15 protein-coding genes are annotated in these 17,764 nt (G+C 36.7%); 3 read left to right on the top strand and 12 right to left on the bottom strand.

The features are described from left to right. Window positions 1–10: 10 nt before the first annotated feature. The 3 genes from AC5LW9_RS04490 to AC5LW9_RS04480 form a co-directional block, all read right to left on the bottom strand. Complete coding sequence (locus AC5LW9_RS04490; protein WP_493456384.1) at window positions 11–1,942, bottom strand: lipase family alpha/beta hydrolase; 1,932 nt, start codon at window positions 1,940–1,942, stop codon at window positions 11–13. 21 nt (window positions 1,943–1,963) lie between these two features. Next, complete coding sequence (locus AC5LW9_RS04485; RefSeq protein ID WP_493456383.1) at window positions 1,964–3,088, bottom strand: hypothetical protein; 1,125 nt, start codon at window positions 3,086–3,088, stop codon at window positions 1,964–1,966. A gap of 63 nt (window positions 3,089–3,151) precedes the next feature. Further along, window positions 3,152–5,680: a type VI secretion system Vgr family protein gene (locus AC5LW9_RS04480; RefSeq protein ID WP_493456382.1), complete on the bottom strand. Its 2,529-nt coding sequence runs from the start codon at window positions 5,678–5,680 to the stop codon at window positions 3,152–3,154. Window positions 5,681–6,251: 571 nt separating this feature from the next. Between AC5LW9_RS04480 and rlmKL the strand changes: the two genes are divergently transcribed. After that, entirely contained in the window at window positions 6,252–8,372 is a 2,121-nt protein-coding gene (rlmKL, locus tag AC5LW9_RS04475) for a bifunctional 23S rRNA (guanine(2069)-N(7))-methyltransferase RlmK/23S rRNA (guanine(2445)-N(2))-methyltransferase RlmL (RefSeq protein WP_198235554.1), read from the top strand. A 130-nt stretch (window positions 8,373–8,502) separates the two neighbouring features. On the opposite strand, the gene AC5LW9_RS04470 is transcribed toward rlmKL, so the two are convergent. Then, window positions 8,503–8,931, bottom strand: coding sequence for a universal stress protein (locus AC5LW9_RS04470; RefSeq protein WP_086326599.1), 429 nt, complete (start codon window positions 8,929–8,931; stop codon window positions 8,503–8,505). Between the two features lie 220 nt (window positions 8,932–9,151). Here AC5LW9_RS04470 and AC5LW9_RS04465 point away from each other — a divergent pair, with 220 nt between their 5' ends. Then, window positions 9,152–9,562 carry a GNAT family N-acetyltransferase gene (locus AC5LW9_RS04465; protein WP_065737628.1) on the top strand — a complete coding sequence of 137 codons (411 nt, stop codon included), beginning with the start codon at window positions 9,152–9,154 and terminating at the stop codon, window positions 9,560–9,562. Further along, window positions 9,559–10,140, top strand: a complete 582-nt coding sequence (locus AC5LW9_RS04460) for a Maf family protein (RefSeq protein ID WP_493456381.1) — start codon at window positions 9,559–9,561, stop codon at window positions 10,138–10,140. The genes AC5LW9_RS04465 and AC5LW9_RS04460 overlap by 4 nt, the downstream gene beginning before the upstream one ends. Window positions 10,141–10,203: 63 nt before the next feature. Here the strand turns inward: AC5LW9_RS04460 and AC5LW9_RS04455 are convergent, their stop codons facing one another. The 8 genes from AC5LW9_RS04455 to AC5LW9_RS04420 are packed head-to-tail and all read right to left on the bottom strand — an operon-like array spanning window position 10,204 to window position 17,654. Further along, complete coding sequence (locus tag AC5LW9_RS04455) at window positions 10,204–10,869, bottom strand: ABC transporter ATP-binding protein (protein ID WP_039130482.1); 666 nt, start codon at window positions 10,867–10,869, stop codon at window positions 10,204–10,206. Then, window positions 10,869–12,080: an ABC transporter permease gene (locus AC5LW9_RS04450; protein WP_086326598.1), complete on the bottom strand. Its 1,212-nt coding sequence runs from the start codon at window positions 12,078–12,080 to the stop codon at window positions 10,869–10,871. The genes AC5LW9_RS04455 and AC5LW9_RS04450 overlap by 1 nt, the downstream gene beginning before the upstream one ends. Before the next feature lie 37 nt (window positions 12,081–12,117). Next, entirely contained in the window at window positions 12,118–12,585 is a 468-nt protein-coding gene (locus tag AC5LW9_RS04445) for a DUF4418 family protein (RefSeq protein WP_065737631.1), read from the bottom strand. Between the two features lie 18 nt (window positions 12,586–12,603). Continuing rightward, a complete protein-coding gene (locus AC5LW9_RS04440; protein WP_039130581.1) occupies window positions 12,604–13,263 on the bottom strand; it encodes an ABC transporter ATP-binding protein in 660 nt (219 codons plus the stop codon). A 10-nt stretch (window positions 13,264–13,273) separates the two neighbouring features. Further along, on the bottom strand, window positions 13,274–14,416 hold the full coding sequence (locus AC5LW9_RS04435) for an ABC transporter permease (RefSeq protein WP_065737632.1): 1,143 nt from the start codon (window positions 14,414–14,416) through the stop codon (window positions 13,274–13,276). Between the two features lie 17 nt (window positions 14,417–14,433). Next, window positions 14,434–15,720 carry an ABC transporter permease gene (locus AC5LW9_RS04430; RefSeq protein ID WP_493456380.1) on the bottom strand — a complete coding sequence of 429 codons (1,287 nt, stop codon included), beginning with the start codon at window positions 15,718–15,720 and terminating at the stop codon, window positions 14,434–14,436. Window positions 15,721–15,741: 21 nt separating this feature from the next. Next, window positions 15,742–17,043 (bottom strand): Fe-S-containing protein, encoded by a 1,302-nt coding sequence (locus AC5LW9_RS04425; protein WP_493456379.1) that lies wholly within the window; start codon window positions 17,041–17,043, stop codon window positions 15,742–15,744. A gap of 47 nt (window positions 17,044–17,090) precedes the next feature. Then, window positions 17,091–17,654, bottom strand: a complete 564-nt coding sequence (locus AC5LW9_RS04420) for an iron transporter (RefSeq protein ID WP_198235557.1) — start codon at window positions 17,652–17,654, stop codon at window positions 17,091–17,093. Window positions 17,655–17,764: the final 110 nt, after the last annotated feature.

The raw sequence follows: 17,764 nt of genomic DNA, 5'->3' as shown, positions 1-17,764 counted from the left end.
ATACTTTTTATCAAGTTTTAACCTGTTGCCCATTTTCTTCAACCTTGACAATCTTCACTATAATATCGACTATTGCCCGTAGAGCAAAATCTCGCGCTTCCTCACTTTTTTTATACGCTGATTCATGCCCAACAGCAAGATAAGTCAGTGCACGTAGGGATTCTTTTGGATTTTTTGGAATTTCGCAAGAGCGTCGTGGAACCATACCGTCACCATTGCCTTTTGTAGGATCTATTTCGCCAGAGCGTCGTGAAACCGTACCGTCACCATTGGCTTTTGCAGGTTCTAATGTGTAACATTCAGCATTATACGTTACTTGAAAATCAATATTACCTTGTTGATTGCTTTCTGCTTCAGATTCACCTTTTTCGCGTTTTTTAGTCTCTATAGCAATCGTTCGTTTCGCTCTTTTTTCTCGCAAATTCAATCTATTTTTATCACCAATATATTGATCAGATGGTCGTTTAATTCCTGATTCAAAATCTATTTTTTTATATTCTCCATACCAATTTACTTCATCATAGGTTAAAAATTCTTCTCCTATTATTATTGGTTCTCTATCTTTCTCTTCTTTTTTTTCATTTCTTTTCTCCGCATCCACTGCTTTAACATCCACCCCATAAAATGCGTAAGTATTAGGATGATATTTCCCACTAATTTCTTGATGAAACTTTTTTACATCATGCTTTATAATATTTTCATATTGTTCCCAGTCTGATTCCATTATTTCTTTATTATGTTTTTTATTAAATGGATTAATTAAATGCGGTTCACAAACACACCACCATTCTTTTTTATTTAAATAGATATCATTATAAGGATCTAATATAAGATTTTGTTCAGAATCTTGTTTATAAACAGGGTATTTATCAATCTTATGTTTAGGAGAAGTAATGGTCAGCCATTCGTCACCATATTCAATGCCAGGTAATAACTGCAATGGACCTGGAGCTTGAGCCAAAACTGCTGTCATTTCGGCTCCATCCTTGCCTAACACATTATCTATAAAAAAATTCTTTTGATTACCACATTTCATTCGGGTATACGCCGCTGCTGCTCCAATAGAGGGTTGAACGGCATTAATCACACCGTATACTTTTTCACACCCCCCCAAAACTTCCGTATAATAACGCGCCACTAATCCCCCCATAGAGTGGGTCATTAAAATTACTTTATCACAAACTCTACCCTTTTTTTTGTAGAAAGCAGGGATCGTTTCTTCAACTAATTTTTGTAACCGTCTGGCACTTTTTTCATTAGATTCTAGCCAGTTATAACCCATCGCATAAAGCGGAAAATCATAATTCTCAAGTTTTTTAATATCGTCGTCATCAAATGTAAGCGTGGTTTTTTCTGTGGAGGCTAACTTAAATGAGTGAGCCTCTGTTAAACTTTGCAACTTAAGTGATAATTCTCCGGTAGGTTGATATAACCAAGATTGAAAAGTATCTAAAAATACGCCATAACTGAAGTAACCGACGGTTCCCCATCCCCTTTCCCGACGCGTACCAAAAAGTTTATTTTCTGGATGATTTTCATCTGCTTTTTTACCTTCTTCGTCTAAATCTATGCTGCTTTCCTCATCATTAGATCTTTGATTATACGTAGATTGTAAAGATGAAATTTCTTTAGAAGCGGCCTCAATTACTCTACCTCGATCATCTACTTCTGTTTTCTTAGGATCTAATAAGCACTTCCTTCTCTTTGCATTACCTAATATGGGTAATAACCATTTGGTCATATTAAGCGGAGTATCTATACGCCAAACTTTGCGCGAATTGTTATCACCGTTTACAGATTTTAACTTTAAATTACTTCCCATCACGCCAGGCAGTAAAATAATTGGTATCACTTTACGCTCTTTTTCAATATGCATTTGTACCACATCCTCATTTGAACGTGGTCTCGTATTAAATATCTCACTTTGGCAATTATTGTCCATTTTATATCCTTATTCTTTTATTTATGATGTCATTTTTTGAGAAGTAATTAATTGCAAATAAATATGCTGTGCATATTCGACAATCGCCAATTGCTCTCCCCCATGATGAGCAATACAACCATTTGCGAGTCCTAAAGTAAAATAGTGAGTTAAATCGCTTGGCTTTGCAAAAGTTAAATCAATATCATGGAGCAGTTGCTCATTACCATTACCTATGGCAAGCTGTTCGGTTGTTATCGCAAGTGCAATACGGTTCTTTTTGTCTAACCCTGATATCCATATATCTTTTATATTGGCCGATGGAAGCTGAGTTAACGTCAATAATTGTTCTAGATCAGCTGATAAATCTTGTTCCGATATCAATAATCTGCCTAACCACGATTTGGCCGTTAATTTTTTAGTTAAAATCAGTGATTCATCACCAAGCAATAATGCACTAATAAATTGACTGTGCTTAGAATACATCGAAGAGGTATATTGACAGGTTAAGATTAATGACAATTCGATATCATCTGAATGTTGATACAATTCGGTTATCCATGCGTTATAATCCATTATAGGCTCAGGATATAAATCCCATCGTTCAAAAATTGCATTTTGTAATTCGTCATCTTTCATTAATTTTTGAGGAAGATAAATGTGTGTTAAGTACCGACGATAGTTGGGACTTTGCTGCTCTAAACTCTGCATAACTTCATCTAAAAACCAATAAGGTTGAGTTGATTTGATAGCATTAAATAGCGGGCGCGCTTTTGCTGGATAAAGCGGAATTTTGTTGACATCACCTGTTAGTACCTTAACGCCATCTTGCTCGGCACAGATGACGTGACTGGCAAAAATCGGTAATTGCTGCTTGCTCCAAGCTTGCCATTGTTCGGTAGTTTGCTTGTTAATCGCTGTTATTTCCTCATTATACACGGCATCTGAATAACGCATTGACAGATTAATCGTAAATGGAATAGACCAGAGTATTATTGGTAGAATTATGGAACAGAACCACACCAATGAGTCATCAGTATCTTCAAAAAGCAGAAGCATTAGTACAAAACTGAGTAAGACCAACAACACCAACCCTATACCCCATAATAAATAGGGTGTTTTTTTTATCTGTCTGTGTGTTAATGGTTGAGGAATATTCCATCCCATAACATATATCCTTATCTATTCCTATTATTGCGATGAGTTAAATCATCCCGTTTGATTCAATTGTTAACTGTCTTTTTGGGGTGCAAGAACGATTGTTATTGGTTCAATAAAATCGGCAAACTGTTTTGGTAATTTGCCATTTTCATCCGTCATAGCATCAATTTCACTTCCATCGGCACGAATAATTTTAACTCGCTGATTTTTTACTGGTGTATTGTCATTTTTCCATAATAATTGTGAGTTAAAATGATAATTTGTATTTTGGCGTTCATTTAACATTTGGCTTAAACTATCCGGACCAGTTTTTTGCCATGTTGCTGAATGGCAAATGACATTATCCGGTGCAGCAATATCTATTGAGCCATCAGCTAGTCGTATATAAGCACCACCACACGTTAAAATAAGTTCTTTTTGAGCTGAAATAACAGTACGACCTTTTTGACTGCTTATAGACAAATCTTTTTCCGCCAGTAATGACATTTCATCATGTTGTGCTTGTATATCAACTTTGCCATGTGAAGCGATAAGTTTAATTCCCATTTTTTGAGCAAATAAACTGATCATTTCACCCGCTGCAACGGTAAATTTTCTTAAAACACTGACATCAGTATGTTGATGACTTGCCAACATGATATTTTCACCTGCAGCTATCTGCACACTTTCAGGTGTAACTTGGGCGATCCCTTTTGGTGAAGACATCAAAATAGAGGGTTGTTTAAATTCTTCAATGGATTCGATTATCAATTTTTTTTGTGTTTCTAAATCGGCTAATTCAGCCTCTGCATGTTTAACAGCATCTTGTAAGGCAGAGACTAAATCTAATGTTTTATCAAGCTGCTCTTTGGCCTCTTGCATATTAAGTTGTAAATCTTGTGCTTGATACTGTTTGTCGGCAGTAATAAAAATACCTTTAGCAGCACGCACTGCGCCCCACTCATCGGTTCGCAGTTCGAAACCTTCTCCTCGTTTCGTTTTTTCACTGTCCACCAAATGCCCCAAATTGAGTTGGGTTTTGCCATATTCTGTTGCCAGTTTAATATGCTCCTGACCTCGTTTATCGTCCATTCGCAATTTATTATTCGCTGGCGTGCGTATCACATTACGGTGTTTATTGATTGTCGTAACATGGTCAGGATGACTGCTGTCGTGCATGGCATGAGCTATATACGGGCGGTCTGGATTACCATTGGTGAACGCAATTGCAACTTCTGTTGAATCTATCAAAGGGAAGTGAAAACCATACGTATCACCGGCATATGGTTTTGCCAGTCTGACCCATAAACTTTCCTCACCTTTTTGCCAATTTTTTAAATCAAAATTGAATTTAATTCGGTAACGACCCTGCGTATCAATATAACCGTACGTATCATCATCTTTACTGGTCACTCGGGCTGGTAAAGTGCCACTCACTTGTGGCCAAGGTAAGGGTGCCGGTCGATACGGTTTAAGAGCATCATAAGGGATAGCAGTAAAGCGGGTTTGGTAAGATTCGGTTCGGTCACCATAACATTCGGTTGCAACAATCACCACACCGTCTTTTATCTCAGCTATCGGGCAACCCTCTATAATCACTAACTGTCCCGGTATAAGCTCATAAGCATTACATTGTCCCGTTAGAATAAATTGTTCGCTTACATAATGTTGATGCCGAATACGCGCATACCAATTGCCGCTTTCGACTGTCTGTATATCACCTTGGGTTTTGTGGTGCTCTTCATACCGATAGTCTTCGCCTCGCATTGTCATATCTTTGGGCTGACTGTTGTCACTGCTGTAAAGATTGCTGTCGGACATCCGATAGTTATAATCGTTAACACTGACCTGACTTGGTTTAGTTTTACTGCTGAATTGTAAATCCCAGACACTGTAGCGAAAACGGTCATTGAGGCCGCTCGGTTGCTTGATGGTCACTTTACCACCATCAGCATACCCTTTTTCATAATCGCTTATCACTATCACATCACAATGGTGCTCCGGATGCGTTTCAAAGTAAAAGTAAAGACCCACATCTGCCAACAAACGCTGTATAAAATTTAAATCACTCTCTTGCCATTGCGTAATAAATTCTCGTACAGGATAGGTGTCTTTTAACTCAAAACGAAAATCAATACCGATAAAATTGTGATTTCGCAACACTTCATCGACCACATCGATGACACTCTTATTCTGAAAAATGGCACTTTGGTGGTGATTTGCAAGTAATGCCATTCTAGGTTCCAGTTTCACCCGATAACGTGCTTCATCTTCGCTGATTGAGACTAAACTAAATTCTGTGATTATCCCGTAAAGCTTTCTTGTTTTGGCTACATGATCAAATGAGCTGATTTGTGTCACTTGTAGCGGTGATTGGTTAGGGTGAAAAGTCAAGGAGGCGGCTTGGCTGAGCATGGATGCAATTGAAATTTGCTTATCTTCGCTGGTGAAATCTATCTGATATTGCCAAGGTTCATTTAACCGCTCTTGACCTTTAATTGATACAACAGAAATGTTTGATAATGCGTCGGATCCATCAACTGACAACGAATAGTTATTGTGTGATAAGTGTCCAGAAAGCGAAGTTAAGCTATCGCCGAGCTGCTCCATTGTGCTCATACTTCAATCCTTAATTTGTAACAGCAAAATTGATCTTTTTCAAAAACACAGATATTTATTAACGATAATCTGAGTGATATAAATTAAGTATTTTTTTTAAACGAGTCAATTATTTTTTTATTAACTTTTATTAACTTTTATTAATTTTTATTTATTGTAGATAATGATTAAACTGAGTAATTAATTCGGCTTTTTATTTTTTAGATGGTCATATTAAAATATATTAATTAATCAGTTAATTAGACTTGCACACTGATTTATAAATGCTCTGAAATTAATGTTGATAATAAATACAATTTATAATAGATCGTATTGATATGGATTTGAGTTATTTACCAAGATCATCAAACTGTAAATTACTCATGAGAAGTCAGTGGTTAACAATAAGAATTAAAAATAAATTACAGCAAAACACAATCGGCAAACGGTATAGACTCCTGAATATTTTTTACAAAATTTACTGTTTTTATACTCAAAAATCCTTAAGACCTAAAAAAGGATTATCCTTTATTTCCCACAATAAAAATAACTCGCTATAATGCATTCAATTTTATTGTTAAGTGGATTATGCATGAAAACACTATTTGCCAGCACGTCACGCGGGCTTGAAGAGTTATTGAAAAAAGAGTTAGAAGAGTTAGGTTCGGTCGATTGTAAAATTGCTCAAGGGGGTGTCTTTTTTGATGCGGATGAAAAGACATTATATCAATCATTATTATGGTCGCGTCTGGCATCGCGTATATTGTTGCCAATTGCAGAGTTTGATATTTATAGTGATTTAGATCTCTATTCGTGCGTATTTAATATTAAATGGCCAGATATTTTTGCAGCTGATAACTCCTTTATGATTAATTTTGTTGGTGTAAACGATTTTATCCGTAATAGCCAATATGGTGCACTCAAAATTAAAGATGCGATTGTTGATCACTTCTCTCGTCATACTAACGAGCGCCCTAATGTGGCTAAGCAAGATCCTGATGTTCGTATTCATGCTTATTTAAATAAGAACCGTGTAACACTTTCGTTAGATTTAAGTGGTAATAGTTTGCATCAACGTGGTTATCGTCAGCAAACTGGACAAGCGCCATTAAAAGAGAACTTAGCTGCTGCAATTATTATGCGCTCAGGCTGGCAGATGGACACGCCATTAATCGATCCTATGTGTGGTTCTGGGACACTACTAATCGAAGCAGCGATGATTGCTGCTAAAATTCCACCGGGTTTATTACGTAAACATTGGGGATTCTTTGCTTGGAAAGGCTTTAATCCAATATTGTGGAATGAACTATTATTTGCCGCTAAACACAATATTAGCAAACCGAATATACCATTTATCGGTTACGACAATAATACCGTTGTGTTAGAGCGTGCAAAACAAAATGCCGTTCAAGCGGGTGTAGGCGATTTGATTACATTTGCATTACAGGATGTAACACAGTTAACCAATCCACTGCCTAATGATATAACAGGTACAATAATTAGTAATCCACCTTATGGCGAAAGATTAGAAAGTGAGCCAGCTCTTGTTGCCTTGCACACAGCACTTGGTCGTCAAATTAAGCAATATTTTGGTGGCTGGCGACTTTCGTTATTTAGTGGCGCACCTCAATTGTTAGACTGTTTACAAATGCGTGCAGAAAGACAATTTAAAGCGAAGAATGGTCCGTTAGATTGTGTACAAAAAAATTATACTATTGCACAACGATCTAGCGAACAAGTCAGCACACCAATATTGCCAGCGGCTGATTTTGCTAATCGTTTACGAAAAAATAAGCAAAAACTAGAAAAGTGGGCTGCACAAGAACAGCTAGAGTGTTATCGCCTTTATGATGCCGATTTACCTGAATACAATGTTGCTATCGATCGTTATAAAGATAAAGTAGTCGTACAGGAATATGCAGCACCTAAAAATATCGATCCACAAAAAACTCGTCAACGGCTATTTGATATTATTAACGCCACTATGTCAGTGCTAGAACTCACTGCCGATCAATTAGTTTTAAAAACGCGTGAAAAGCAGAAAGGCAAACAGCAATATCAAAAATTGAGCCAAAAACAGGATTATTTTTTGGTGCATGAGTATGCCATTAATAAACGCAAAACTCAGTTTTGGGTAAATGTGACCGATTATTTAGATACAGGGCTGTTTTTAGATCATCGTTTAGCACGCAAAATGATTGGTGAAATGAGTGCAGGTAAGGATTTTCTAAATCTGTTTGCTTATACCGGTAGTGCAACGGTTTATGCGGGTCTAGGTGGCGCTAAGTCAACTACGACAGTTGATATGTCACGCACTTATTTACAATGGGCCGATCGTAATCTAAAACAAAATGGATTAACAGGTAGACAGCATCGTTTAATTCAAGCTGATTGTTTATTGTATTTAGAACATAGTGATGATCAGTTCGATCTAATCTTTATTGATCCACCTACATTTTCAAATTCTAAAAGAATGAGTGATACTTTTGATGTTCAACGTGATCATTTAAAAATAATGGCGAATTTAAAACGGTTATTAAAACCAAATGGCATTATTGTGTTTTCGAACAATAAACGGGGTTTTAAAATGGATAACATTGGTATGCAAAACCTTGGATTGACTTATCAAGATATCACCAATAAAACGTTATCTTTGGACTTTAAACGTAATAAACAAATTCACTGCTGTTTTATTGTCCAACAGCAAAAGTAAATGCATGTCGTCCATCTGCATAGATTGTATTGATGTGGATTTTTAGGTTATTTACTAAGAGCATCAGATTATAAATTACTTACGAGGAGTTATTCGCTCCTCGTTTTAGTTTAAAGAATAAATCTCGCAACTATCGAACCACTAGAACTGACGTTTGCGCACTACGGACTACACCTGCCGCATTCGATCCCAGTAAGTGAGTGGTAATATTAGGACGACGTGATCCTAATATAATTAAGTCGGGTTTTAATTCTTCCGCAATATGAAGAATTTCATCTCTTGGATTACCAAACGCAATAGAAAACGACAATTTTTCTTGGGGTAAATTAATAGAAGCCATTAACTTACGTAACCACTGTTCAGTTTGTACAGTTGCTTTATCTTTAAATTCATCAAAACCAAATGAGTAAGCATTCACAATTGCTGACGCTACTGGCAAGGTATGGAAGAAGATCACCTCGGCATTTGATAATTTTGCCAAACATTCGACATGTGGGATGACTTTTTGGGTTAACTCATCTTCAAGCACATCAATCGGTACTAAAATTTTGTTGTACATAAAACTACCCCCTCGCTAAATAAAACCTGATAAATGATCTTTGACAATACGGTCTAACAGTCATATGGTTTAAGGATCATGGCATTTGATTATTATGATACTCATTTTGGGTTTATTTTTTTATTTTTAATAGTTAAGTTAGTTGATGCTTACTATAATATCCTAAAACCAATTTAGAAAAATGAAACCTTTTTTTACTCATTTCATGACGGAGATCACCATGAGTAGTATTATTTACCGTTCAGACATCAAACCGGAACTTGAACAAGCTATTGCACTTTATCGTCACTGTTCACTAGGCGAACGCCGACCTCTTACCGATTCAACTCGATTTAAAGCTATGTTAGATAATGCTAACTTAGTTATAACCGCTTGGCATAATGATAAATTAATTGGTATAGCGCGTTGTTTAACGGATTTTGTATATATAACTTATTTGGCCGATCTCGCTGTAGATGAAGATTATCAAAAACAAGGTATTGGTAAACAATTAATTAAAGAAGTAAAAAAGAATACTCATGAAAATTGCTCGATAACTTTACTGGCTGCACCAAGTGCGGTTGATTATTATGGACATATCGGATTTAATGCTCATCCTTCCGCTTGGATTTTAAGAGATAAATCAATATGAGAATCATTTTAGCGTCAACATCGCTATCACGTAAAAAAGTACTTGAAAAATTCGCTATCCCTTTTGAATGTGTTCCGCCTATTTGTGACGAAACACCGCTTGCGGGTGAGTCTGCTGAGCAGTTAGTGGTACGTTTAGCGAATCTGAAAGCGCAATCATTAGTCGATAAATACCCAGACAGTTTAATTATTGGCTCAGATCAGGTAGGGGTTCTAGAGGGAAAAATTGTTTGCAAACCTCATACTATTGAAAATGCTCGCAAACAACTTGCCAATAGCAGTGGCAAAACATTCTATTTTTACACAGGGATGACGGTTATTAATACCCGTTCCGGTCAATCCACTACTCTTTGTGAGCGGTTTAAAGTCACCTTTCGGCAACTCAGTAGTTCTGAAATCGATGCCTATATTGCTAAAGAGATGCCGCTACAATGTGCTGGCAGTTTTAAATGTGATGAACTCGGCATAACGTTGTTTGATAAGTTAGAGGGAGATGATATTAATTCATTAGTCGGATTGCCCCTGTTAAAGCTTAATAAAATAATGATTGAAATGGGCTGTAATCCCTTATTGCTTTAGCCAGTGAGGCAAAATGGATAAGTCAGTGTTCACTTAAGATTAAGTCAGTGAGCATTGACTAATTTAATCAATAAACCGCCCTGCCGACATTTTCATGATATTTTGGCTATAACTTGCTACATCATTATCATGAGTGACAATCAATAACGCAGTACCTTGTTGGTTAATTTCTTTTAGCAGTTGCATAATATCAGTAGAACTTTCCTCATCGAGATCGCTGGTGGGTTCATCTGCAATGATGATTTGTGGCTGGCAAATTAATGCACGTAATATGGCAATACGACGCATTTCACCGCCTGACATATTGGCTGGATAAACATCTTGCAAATAACTGACTTTAGCCTTTTCCAACAAACTTTTCGCATAACTGAAGCTACTTTTATTTGGGCGCTTAGTTAAGTAATAAGGTAAGCGAATATTATCAATCGCGGTAAGATTAGGGAGTAAACTGCTGCCTTGAGGAATATAACCAATATGCTGATTACGAAAAGCCGATACTTGCTGATCATCTAATTCAAATAGATTGACATCATTAAAGGTTACTTTCCCCTGTGTTGGTGTTAATAAACCCGCAATCATATTCAAAAGCGTCGTTTTACCACTACCTGATTTACCCATAATGCAGTTAAAATCACCTGATTGCATACTGAAACTGACATTATTTACTGCTGCAAAAGTTTGTTGACCACGTTGATAATCTTTACGCAAATTTCGAACATTCAGTAACATTATTCACCCTCTCTGAGCGTGCTGTAAGTATCAAACTTAGTCATAGATAAAGCTGAATAGATACTTGATAATGGTCCAATAATTATGGTTAATGCCAATACCACTACTGCATAGCATAACGCATCAATCACTGAAAGATTAATGCATGGCAAACCAATGGTTTGGCAGATTAATAAGCTAAACGCATAGAGCAATACACCAGCTAATACAATGCCCATTAAGCCACCTAATGCACTAATAATTAAAGATTCACGCAGCAGCATTTTTACTAAATCTCGACGTGAAGCCCCTAAGATACGCAATAAACTGATTTCGCGCTTGCGCTCATTTAAATTTGACGAGAAGATGACAAAAATAATCACTATTGCTAATACCCAAAAAATTGCCGATAAACTATATACAATAGTCGAAAAGCCATTTAACCATTTGGAAATATTACTTAACATACCTTTAGTCATAACAAAATCAAGTTGATAGTCGATGGCGTATTTGGGCATGATTTGATTAACAATATCTTTAGGCTGATAATCAGGATCGACTTTGATAAAAATGGAAGAAGCATAATCCGCAAAATGATCGATATCGCCTTGCACTAATTCAGCTTCTTTCATTAAAGTGTGTGCTGCTTGCATAGTCATAAATACCGAAGTGTCAAAACCCATCCCCGTACTATCCATTTTGGCTGCTATTTTGAAAGGATGATTGAAAAACATGACCTCATCGCCAATATTTGAACTAATTTTCGATCCAACTACTACTTGGTTATCAGTAAGTGGCTGAGTAAGTTGCGATTGCAACCAAGGTTTGATCACAAAATCGCTTTGTTGATCAAAACCAATTAGTTGCACTTTTGAAGTACAGCAACCTGCACTGAGCGAAGCGATAAAAAGCTGGGGTGATATTGCTTGTATTCCTTTTATATTTTTGATTTTATCAATCAAATCAACTTTTAAATAAAAGCTACTTGGTTCACCCCGTAATAAGGCCACTTCTAGATTTTTTTCATAACCGTATGGAACAACCAAAATATCTGCACCAAGACGATCAGCCATGCCAGAAATTCCCAAACTGAGATTTTTCATAATCACGCTACCACCAAAAAGTGTGGCAGAAAACAACATAACAATGATAATCAAACAACAACTTCGAAATGGTCGCCGTTGAATGTTTTGCCAAGCCAAATTAGCCATGGTGATGGGTTGTTCTTGCATGTTTTAGATCCTATTTTTTATTAAAGATTGTATATCTTTAAAATATGCTTCTTCTGGCCGCTTTATTAAGATAGAAAGTATTCACCAGCGCAATAATAAATAATAACAATGACAATAAAACGAGTGCTGGCTTAGCACCCATATTGCAGCGCATCATTTGATTATCACATACGCCAATTAAAATGGTCGGAATAGCCAAAGCAAATAATGAAATGCAAGCAATCGCCATACTTAATCCCATTCGCAGAAAAATTTTACGACAAAATAGCATTAAGGTGCCAATTGCAATAATCAAACTGCCCACGCCAACTTCAGCTCGGCCTGTCCAAAAGCATTTCATAATTTTACCAACACCCGTATGCACATGTTCTACTTGACCTTGCATTGTTGCAGTTGATAGGTTAACGGTTTCATGTGGGCAGACGGGTAAAATATACAGAGGAAATAAAATAAATAATATGCCAATAATGATATAGATGAGTGATGAAACAACACGATTTTGCATAATTTAAAACCTTAAATATTAATTATTAATTACTCGGGCAACCTTGCCATGTTCAAGTACAACGGTTGTTTGAGCATGTTTTGATACTTCAAGTGAATGAGTCACAACAATAATAGTACTCCCTTCTTCGTGCAGTTGATGCAGTAAATTCATAACCATTGCTTCATTATTTTCATCTAAATTACCAGTAGGTTCATCGGCTAAGATTAATTTTGGATAATTGATTAAGGCGCGGGCAATGCATACACGTTGCTGTTCCCCGCCTGATAACTGATTTGGCAAGTGCTTAGCGCGGGCAGCAAGTCCAACCCTTTCCAGCGCTTGCATGGCTTCTTTTTCATCGACCATGCTGTGATAATATTGTGCAACCATTACGTTTTCGAGTGCGGTTAGATAAGACACTAAATGGAATTGTTGAAAGATAAGACCGATTTTATCACGGCGGATTTCGGTTAATTCGGGTAGAGATAATTGGGTGATATCTTGTCCATCTAAAATGACTGAACCTAAAGATGGTTTATCCATACAACCAATAATATTCATCAAGGTCGTTTTGCCACTGCCCGATGGTCCCATAATGGATAACCATTTGCTCTCTTCTACAACTAAATTCACATCTGATAAGGCATGAAGAGAACCATAAATCTTAGATACATTATTAACTTCGAGTATATTCATACTTTACATCCTATTCGCCACGCAATACTAATGCTGGCTCTACATCTAATGCACGTTTAACCGGAATTAAACAGGCAATTACCGTCACAATTGCTGATATTAAAATGGTACTTGGTATCAAATAAAATTCAATAATAATTGAACGACCAAAAACATTAGAACTGATTACCTGAGCAAAAATAAGTCCACAAATTACCCCAATAATCCCTCCAGTAATACCAAGAACTAATCCCTCGGCTAAAAACTCTTTAGCGATACTTTTATTATTAGCTCCAATGGCTTTTTTAAGACCGATTTCTTTACGGCGCTCCATTACAACCGTCATCATGGTGGTTGCCACGCAAATCATAGTGAGAACTAAAACCACAAGGGTCACTAAATAAAGGAGTGATGACAGTTTACCTAATACTGAGGTTTCTGATTGTGTCACCCATTTAATTAAATGGGGTTCGATTGTGGTTGATTGACTTTTAATGGTATCTATATAGTCCTTTAACTCATTTTGTGATGCTGTGATGCTGACTTCAACAACTTCAGCTTGATCACTCTCTTCAAAGAATTGTTCTAAATCATGCAGATCGACAAAAATAAAATTATCTTCAGCTCTACCTGTTTTAACTATACCGGTAATAGTTAACTCTTCATCAAAACGAGAATCTTGTTTAGATTTACCCGAAATGGATATTTCACTGCCAACGTATAAATTGGCAAAGTTAGCTATATCGGTCCCAATCATCACTTCATGTGTTTTTTGTGGCAAACTGCCTTCTATATGCCAATAAGGACTGGTTTTGGTAACTTGGTTAAAGTTAGTACCGACAATGGTATAAGGATGCTGATTAACGCGCACTGCGCCGTAGCGAAACGGTGTGACACCAAGTAATTTGTCTTGTGGTAGTAAGCTTACTGCTTTTTGTACATCAGTCATTGACATAGTTGGCTGATTATTCGCGGGCATTAATAATAAATTCGCTCCATAAGAACGAAACTCCTGCCCCATCTGTCTTGGAATGTCAAAACAGAGCGTAACCATGCCTAATAATACCGTTGCGCCAATCGCCACGCCTAAAAGTGCAATGATAATGCGAGAGCGACGACGAATGAGCGAACTCAATATGGTTTTAATAATAAAGCGTCGATTTTTATTAATCATCAGATTTACCTTTACCCTTATCGACCATGCAGTACATCAGTAGGGCGTAAAAACATCATAATACGCAGCGCAGGTAAGCTACCTAAAAATGTAATTAAGGTAACCATTATTAACACTAAAGGAACGATAATCATTTTAGGTTCGACAAACGAACCAAATACGGTATGACCAATAATCTGCGCAAAGCCAAGACCAATAAAGTAACCCAAAACACCGCCCATTAAGGCAATAATTAAGATTTCGGTTAAAATGAGCAAGGCAACAGCACTATTTGTTGCGCCGAGTGCTTTAAGTAAACCAATTTCGGTACTGCGTTCTATCACATTTGCTGTCACTAAATTTGAAATAGCTAATGCGGAACAAATTAAGGATAAAATGGTTAACAATAACATCAATAACTGCGTTTTTTGTAAAATAGAACCTTCTGAATCCGCCACTTGCATAATGGCTTTAACGCGGACATCTGGCATTAACTCTTCTAGTTGATAAGCGATTGAACTAATATAAGCAGTGCAATACCATGTATCCCACTCGGTGCGTGATAAGCTGTTAGGATCTTGCGCGGCCTTACGAGCCAATTCGTTTTCAGGGGTGGTTAATGCACTTACTTCAACACGTTCAACCAGTCCATTTTTATCAGCTAACTGCTGCGCAATTGGGAGGGATACAAATAATTGTGAATCTTCAGCGCCACCACTATGGAAAATATTGTGCACGGTTAATGTGATTTTTTGTTTTGTTAGAACAGATGTAACCTCAATACTGTCACCTAATTTTAAATTCCACTGTTTCGCAACTGATTTACCGACCATTACGCCTTGCAGATTATCATCAGTCATCTGATCGCCTTCGATTGTCCACCATGATTTCATGGCTAACATACCTGTATCAACCTCATCGCCAGTCGGAATTTTAAGGTGTTTATTAAACCAAGTTCCGACAATTGTAATGGGTTTATCGTTTAACATGGCTGGGGCATTAAGATAAGGCGCAAAATCGACAATATTATATGCCCAGAAAATCATCTTAATTTTAACGAGATCATCTTGTTTGATGTATTGCACCGCTTGTTGATTATCATTATTATCCAACTGATACATTTCACTTACTAACGCAGTACTTTTAGGCACAATATTTAGATTAGCTCCATACGCTTTTAATTCTTGATTAACTTTATCACCAACATCAAACATAACATTTAACATGGCAGTGGCTAATGAGACACCTAAGGCAACAGTGAGCGCAATTAAAAAGAGCTTCTTTTTTTGGCGTACTAACACGCTTAGTAACATTCTACGAAACATACTCTATTCCTTGGATACTCTTTATTTAAAACGACCTTTTTCGGCTTCAAGATGCGCAGGACGAATCACCATATTGCCGTCAATAATTTCATATTTAAGTGGTACTGGATTACAACCTCCAGCAAAACCAATGGTGGCAATGTTCATTACTACATCACACAAAATACAGACGACTTGATTACCACGTTGGTAATACCCACTTGCACCACAAATATCACAAGCATCAAAGCCTACACCATAGGCATTTTCGCTTTTTTTAATCACAATAAAACGAACTAAAGTACCATCGGTTGCTTGGTAACCGTAACGATGCAAATTACCATCATTGATATTATCAAGAGGGATAACAATTAGATTGTTTGCGTTGGCTGCAATCGGTTCGGCTGGCGTAAGTTCTACCCCTTTTTCAAAAATATAACGTGCTCGTGTCACTGTATAAGCCGTAATAGCAACGCCAGCCATCAAAAATAGTGAAGTTCTTCTGTCTCGAAGTAATTGCGATTTAAGTTTGCGAATTTGAGCTGGATTGCTACCCACTAACGAGGTTGTTTTTGATTTGATATAGAGCACTATCGTCAACAGCAGTAAGATTACCATAAAAATAAATGTGAAAAAATTGACATGACCTAAAATAAAAATCACCAATTCCATCATCCATTTCTGCGAAGCAATAAACCGTCTAACGATTAAAATTTGCATAATATTAATACCATTTTGAATGGTAAAAATAATGATTGAAAGCGTTGTTACTATTGTAACTAGCCTATTGGATAACCTGCCACACAGTCGATAAGTGAATAAACCAATTAAGACACAAACCAATAGAGCAAATCCATACCCAACCCATTTAAACAAATATTCATTATTAAAAATGGACTCCATTCCGACAGCAAATTCGAACGGATAGAGCATTAAATTCGGTAAACATTGTGCCGTAATTAAACCACTAGCCAGCACAAATAACATTATAGATAAAACCTTAATCAAGGTTTTATGCCAAGATTTTTGCATCCAAATGCAAACTAATAAAGGTAACGCAATAATGACCCAAGGTATAATGACTCCAAGATCATAAAATTCACGCACCGCAAACCCTGTGTTACGTTTTAAAATGGCAAAAATTAATGCTGCAATAAATCCTAATAGAAAACCAAAGGAAATAATTTTTTTAAGACAGAAGATATTTGATTTGGCAATTACTGCACTGAGTAGTGCAATCATGATTACAGAAATAAAAGTATTGTCGGTAATGTTGATAAGATATTGAAGCATAATCATTGCCTGGTTATTACAATATAGATCGGCGAGCTTAATACTCGCCATAAATCATCCTAATTTTAAAAAGCATTATACTGCTTTTTTACAACAAATTACCATGCGCGAGGGATATAATCGAAGTCCCAAGAAACTTCAATAGGTTTACTCCAGAAACGACCCTCAACCCCCGTTTCTTTATCTACATGTAATAAATAACCTTGTTTTTCTGGGTTTTCAATAATAAAGGTTACTTTATATTTACCTGCACCTTCAAGTTTGATGTTATTACCATAATGCGGGCCATCAGAGGCACTCATAGGCATAAAGTTACCTTCGGTAGTTCTATTACTGCCTTCTTTTTGAATTTTATATTTTACCGTTAAATAAGGAACAAAACTGCCCACACCATAACCTAATTTATTGCCTTCCGCAGCTGAAATATCAGCTTCAAGATGCATATCCGATTTTGATGCTGGTAAACCACCAACACCAACTGGCTCCATATCAACCGGTTGGAAATATACTGCGCCAATATGTAATGGACCAACTGTTACTTCGTCACCGATCGGAAACTCTTCAAAACCTTTTTGTTCGCCTGGGGCTGGTGCTGCTGCATGAGCAAATGAAGATAATGCAAGTATTGATGAAATACCGACAGCTATAACTAATTTTTTCATTGAAAACTCCTTTACAATTTAAATAGTGTTTTAACGATCTTATTGATCCGTTTTAAACTACTTTTGATTAACTACCTGTTATTACCCGTTGGTAACAGTACTATTGCTTT

Source organism: Gilliamella sp. LMG 34360 (assembly GCF_984568995.1).
Note: the sequence above shows the minus strand (reverse complement) of the source record. Positions and strands in the feature narration are given on the sequence as shown.

Bases quoted from the DNA above. Each gene is read 5' to 3' on its own strand.
- AC5LW9_RS04490 (WP_493456384.1), bottom strand. From the start codon at position 1,942: ATGGACAATAATTGCCAAAGTGAGATATTTAATACGAGACCACGTTCA.
- AC5LW9_RS04485 (WP_493456383.1), bottom strand. From the start codon at position 3,088: ATGGGATGGAATATTCCTCAACCATTAACACACAGACAGATAAAAAAA.
- AC5LW9_RS04480 (WP_493456382.1), bottom strand. From the start codon at position 5,680: ATGAGCACAATGGAGCAGCTCGGCGATAGCTTAACTTCGCTTTCTGGA.
- rlmKL (WP_198235554.1), top strand. From the start codon at position 6,252: ATGAAAACACTATTTGCCAGCACGTCACGCGGGCTTGAAGAGTTATTG.
- AC5LW9_RS04470 (WP_086326599.1), bottom strand. From the start codon at position 8,931: ATGTACAACAAAATTTTAGTACCGATTGATGTGCTTGAAGATGAGTTA.
- AC5LW9_RS04465 (WP_065737628.1), top strand. From the start codon at position 9,152: ATGAGTAGTATTATTTACCGTTCAGACATCAAACCGGAACTTGAACAA.
- AC5LW9_RS04460 (WP_493456381.1), top strand. From the start codon at position 9,559: ATGAGAATCATTTTAGCGTCAACATCGCTATCACGTAAAAAAGTACTT.
- AC5LW9_RS04455 (WP_039130482.1), bottom strand. From the start codon at position 10,869: ATGTTACTGAATGTTCGAAATTTGCGTAAAGATTATCAACGTGGTCAA.
- AC5LW9_RS04450 (WP_086326598.1), bottom strand. From the start codon at position 12,080: ATGCAAGAACAACCCATCACCATGGCTAATTTGGCTTGGCAAAACATT.
- AC5LW9_RS04445 (WP_065737631.1), bottom strand. From the start codon at position 12,585: ATGCAAAATCGTGTTGTTTCATCACTCATCTATATCATTATTGGCATA.
- AC5LW9_RS04440 (WP_039130581.1), bottom strand. From the start codon at position 13,263: ATGAATATACTCGAAGTTAATAATGTATCTAAGATTTATGGTTCTCTT.
- AC5LW9_RS04435 (WP_065737632.1), bottom strand. From the start codon at position 14,416: ATGATTAATAAAAATCGACGCTTTATTATTAAAACCATATTGAGTTCG.
- AC5LW9_RS04430 (WP_493456380.1), bottom strand. From the start codon at position 15,720: ATGTTTCGTAGAATGTTACTAAGCGTGTTAGTACGCCAAAAAAAGAAG.
- AC5LW9_RS04425 (WP_493456379.1), bottom strand. From the start codon at position 17,043: ATGGCGAGTATTAAGCTCGCCGATCTATATTGTAATAACCAGGCAATG.
- AC5LW9_RS04420 (WP_198235557.1), bottom strand. From the start codon at position 17,654: ATGAAAAAATTAGTTATAGCTGTCGGTATTTCATCAATACTTGCATTA.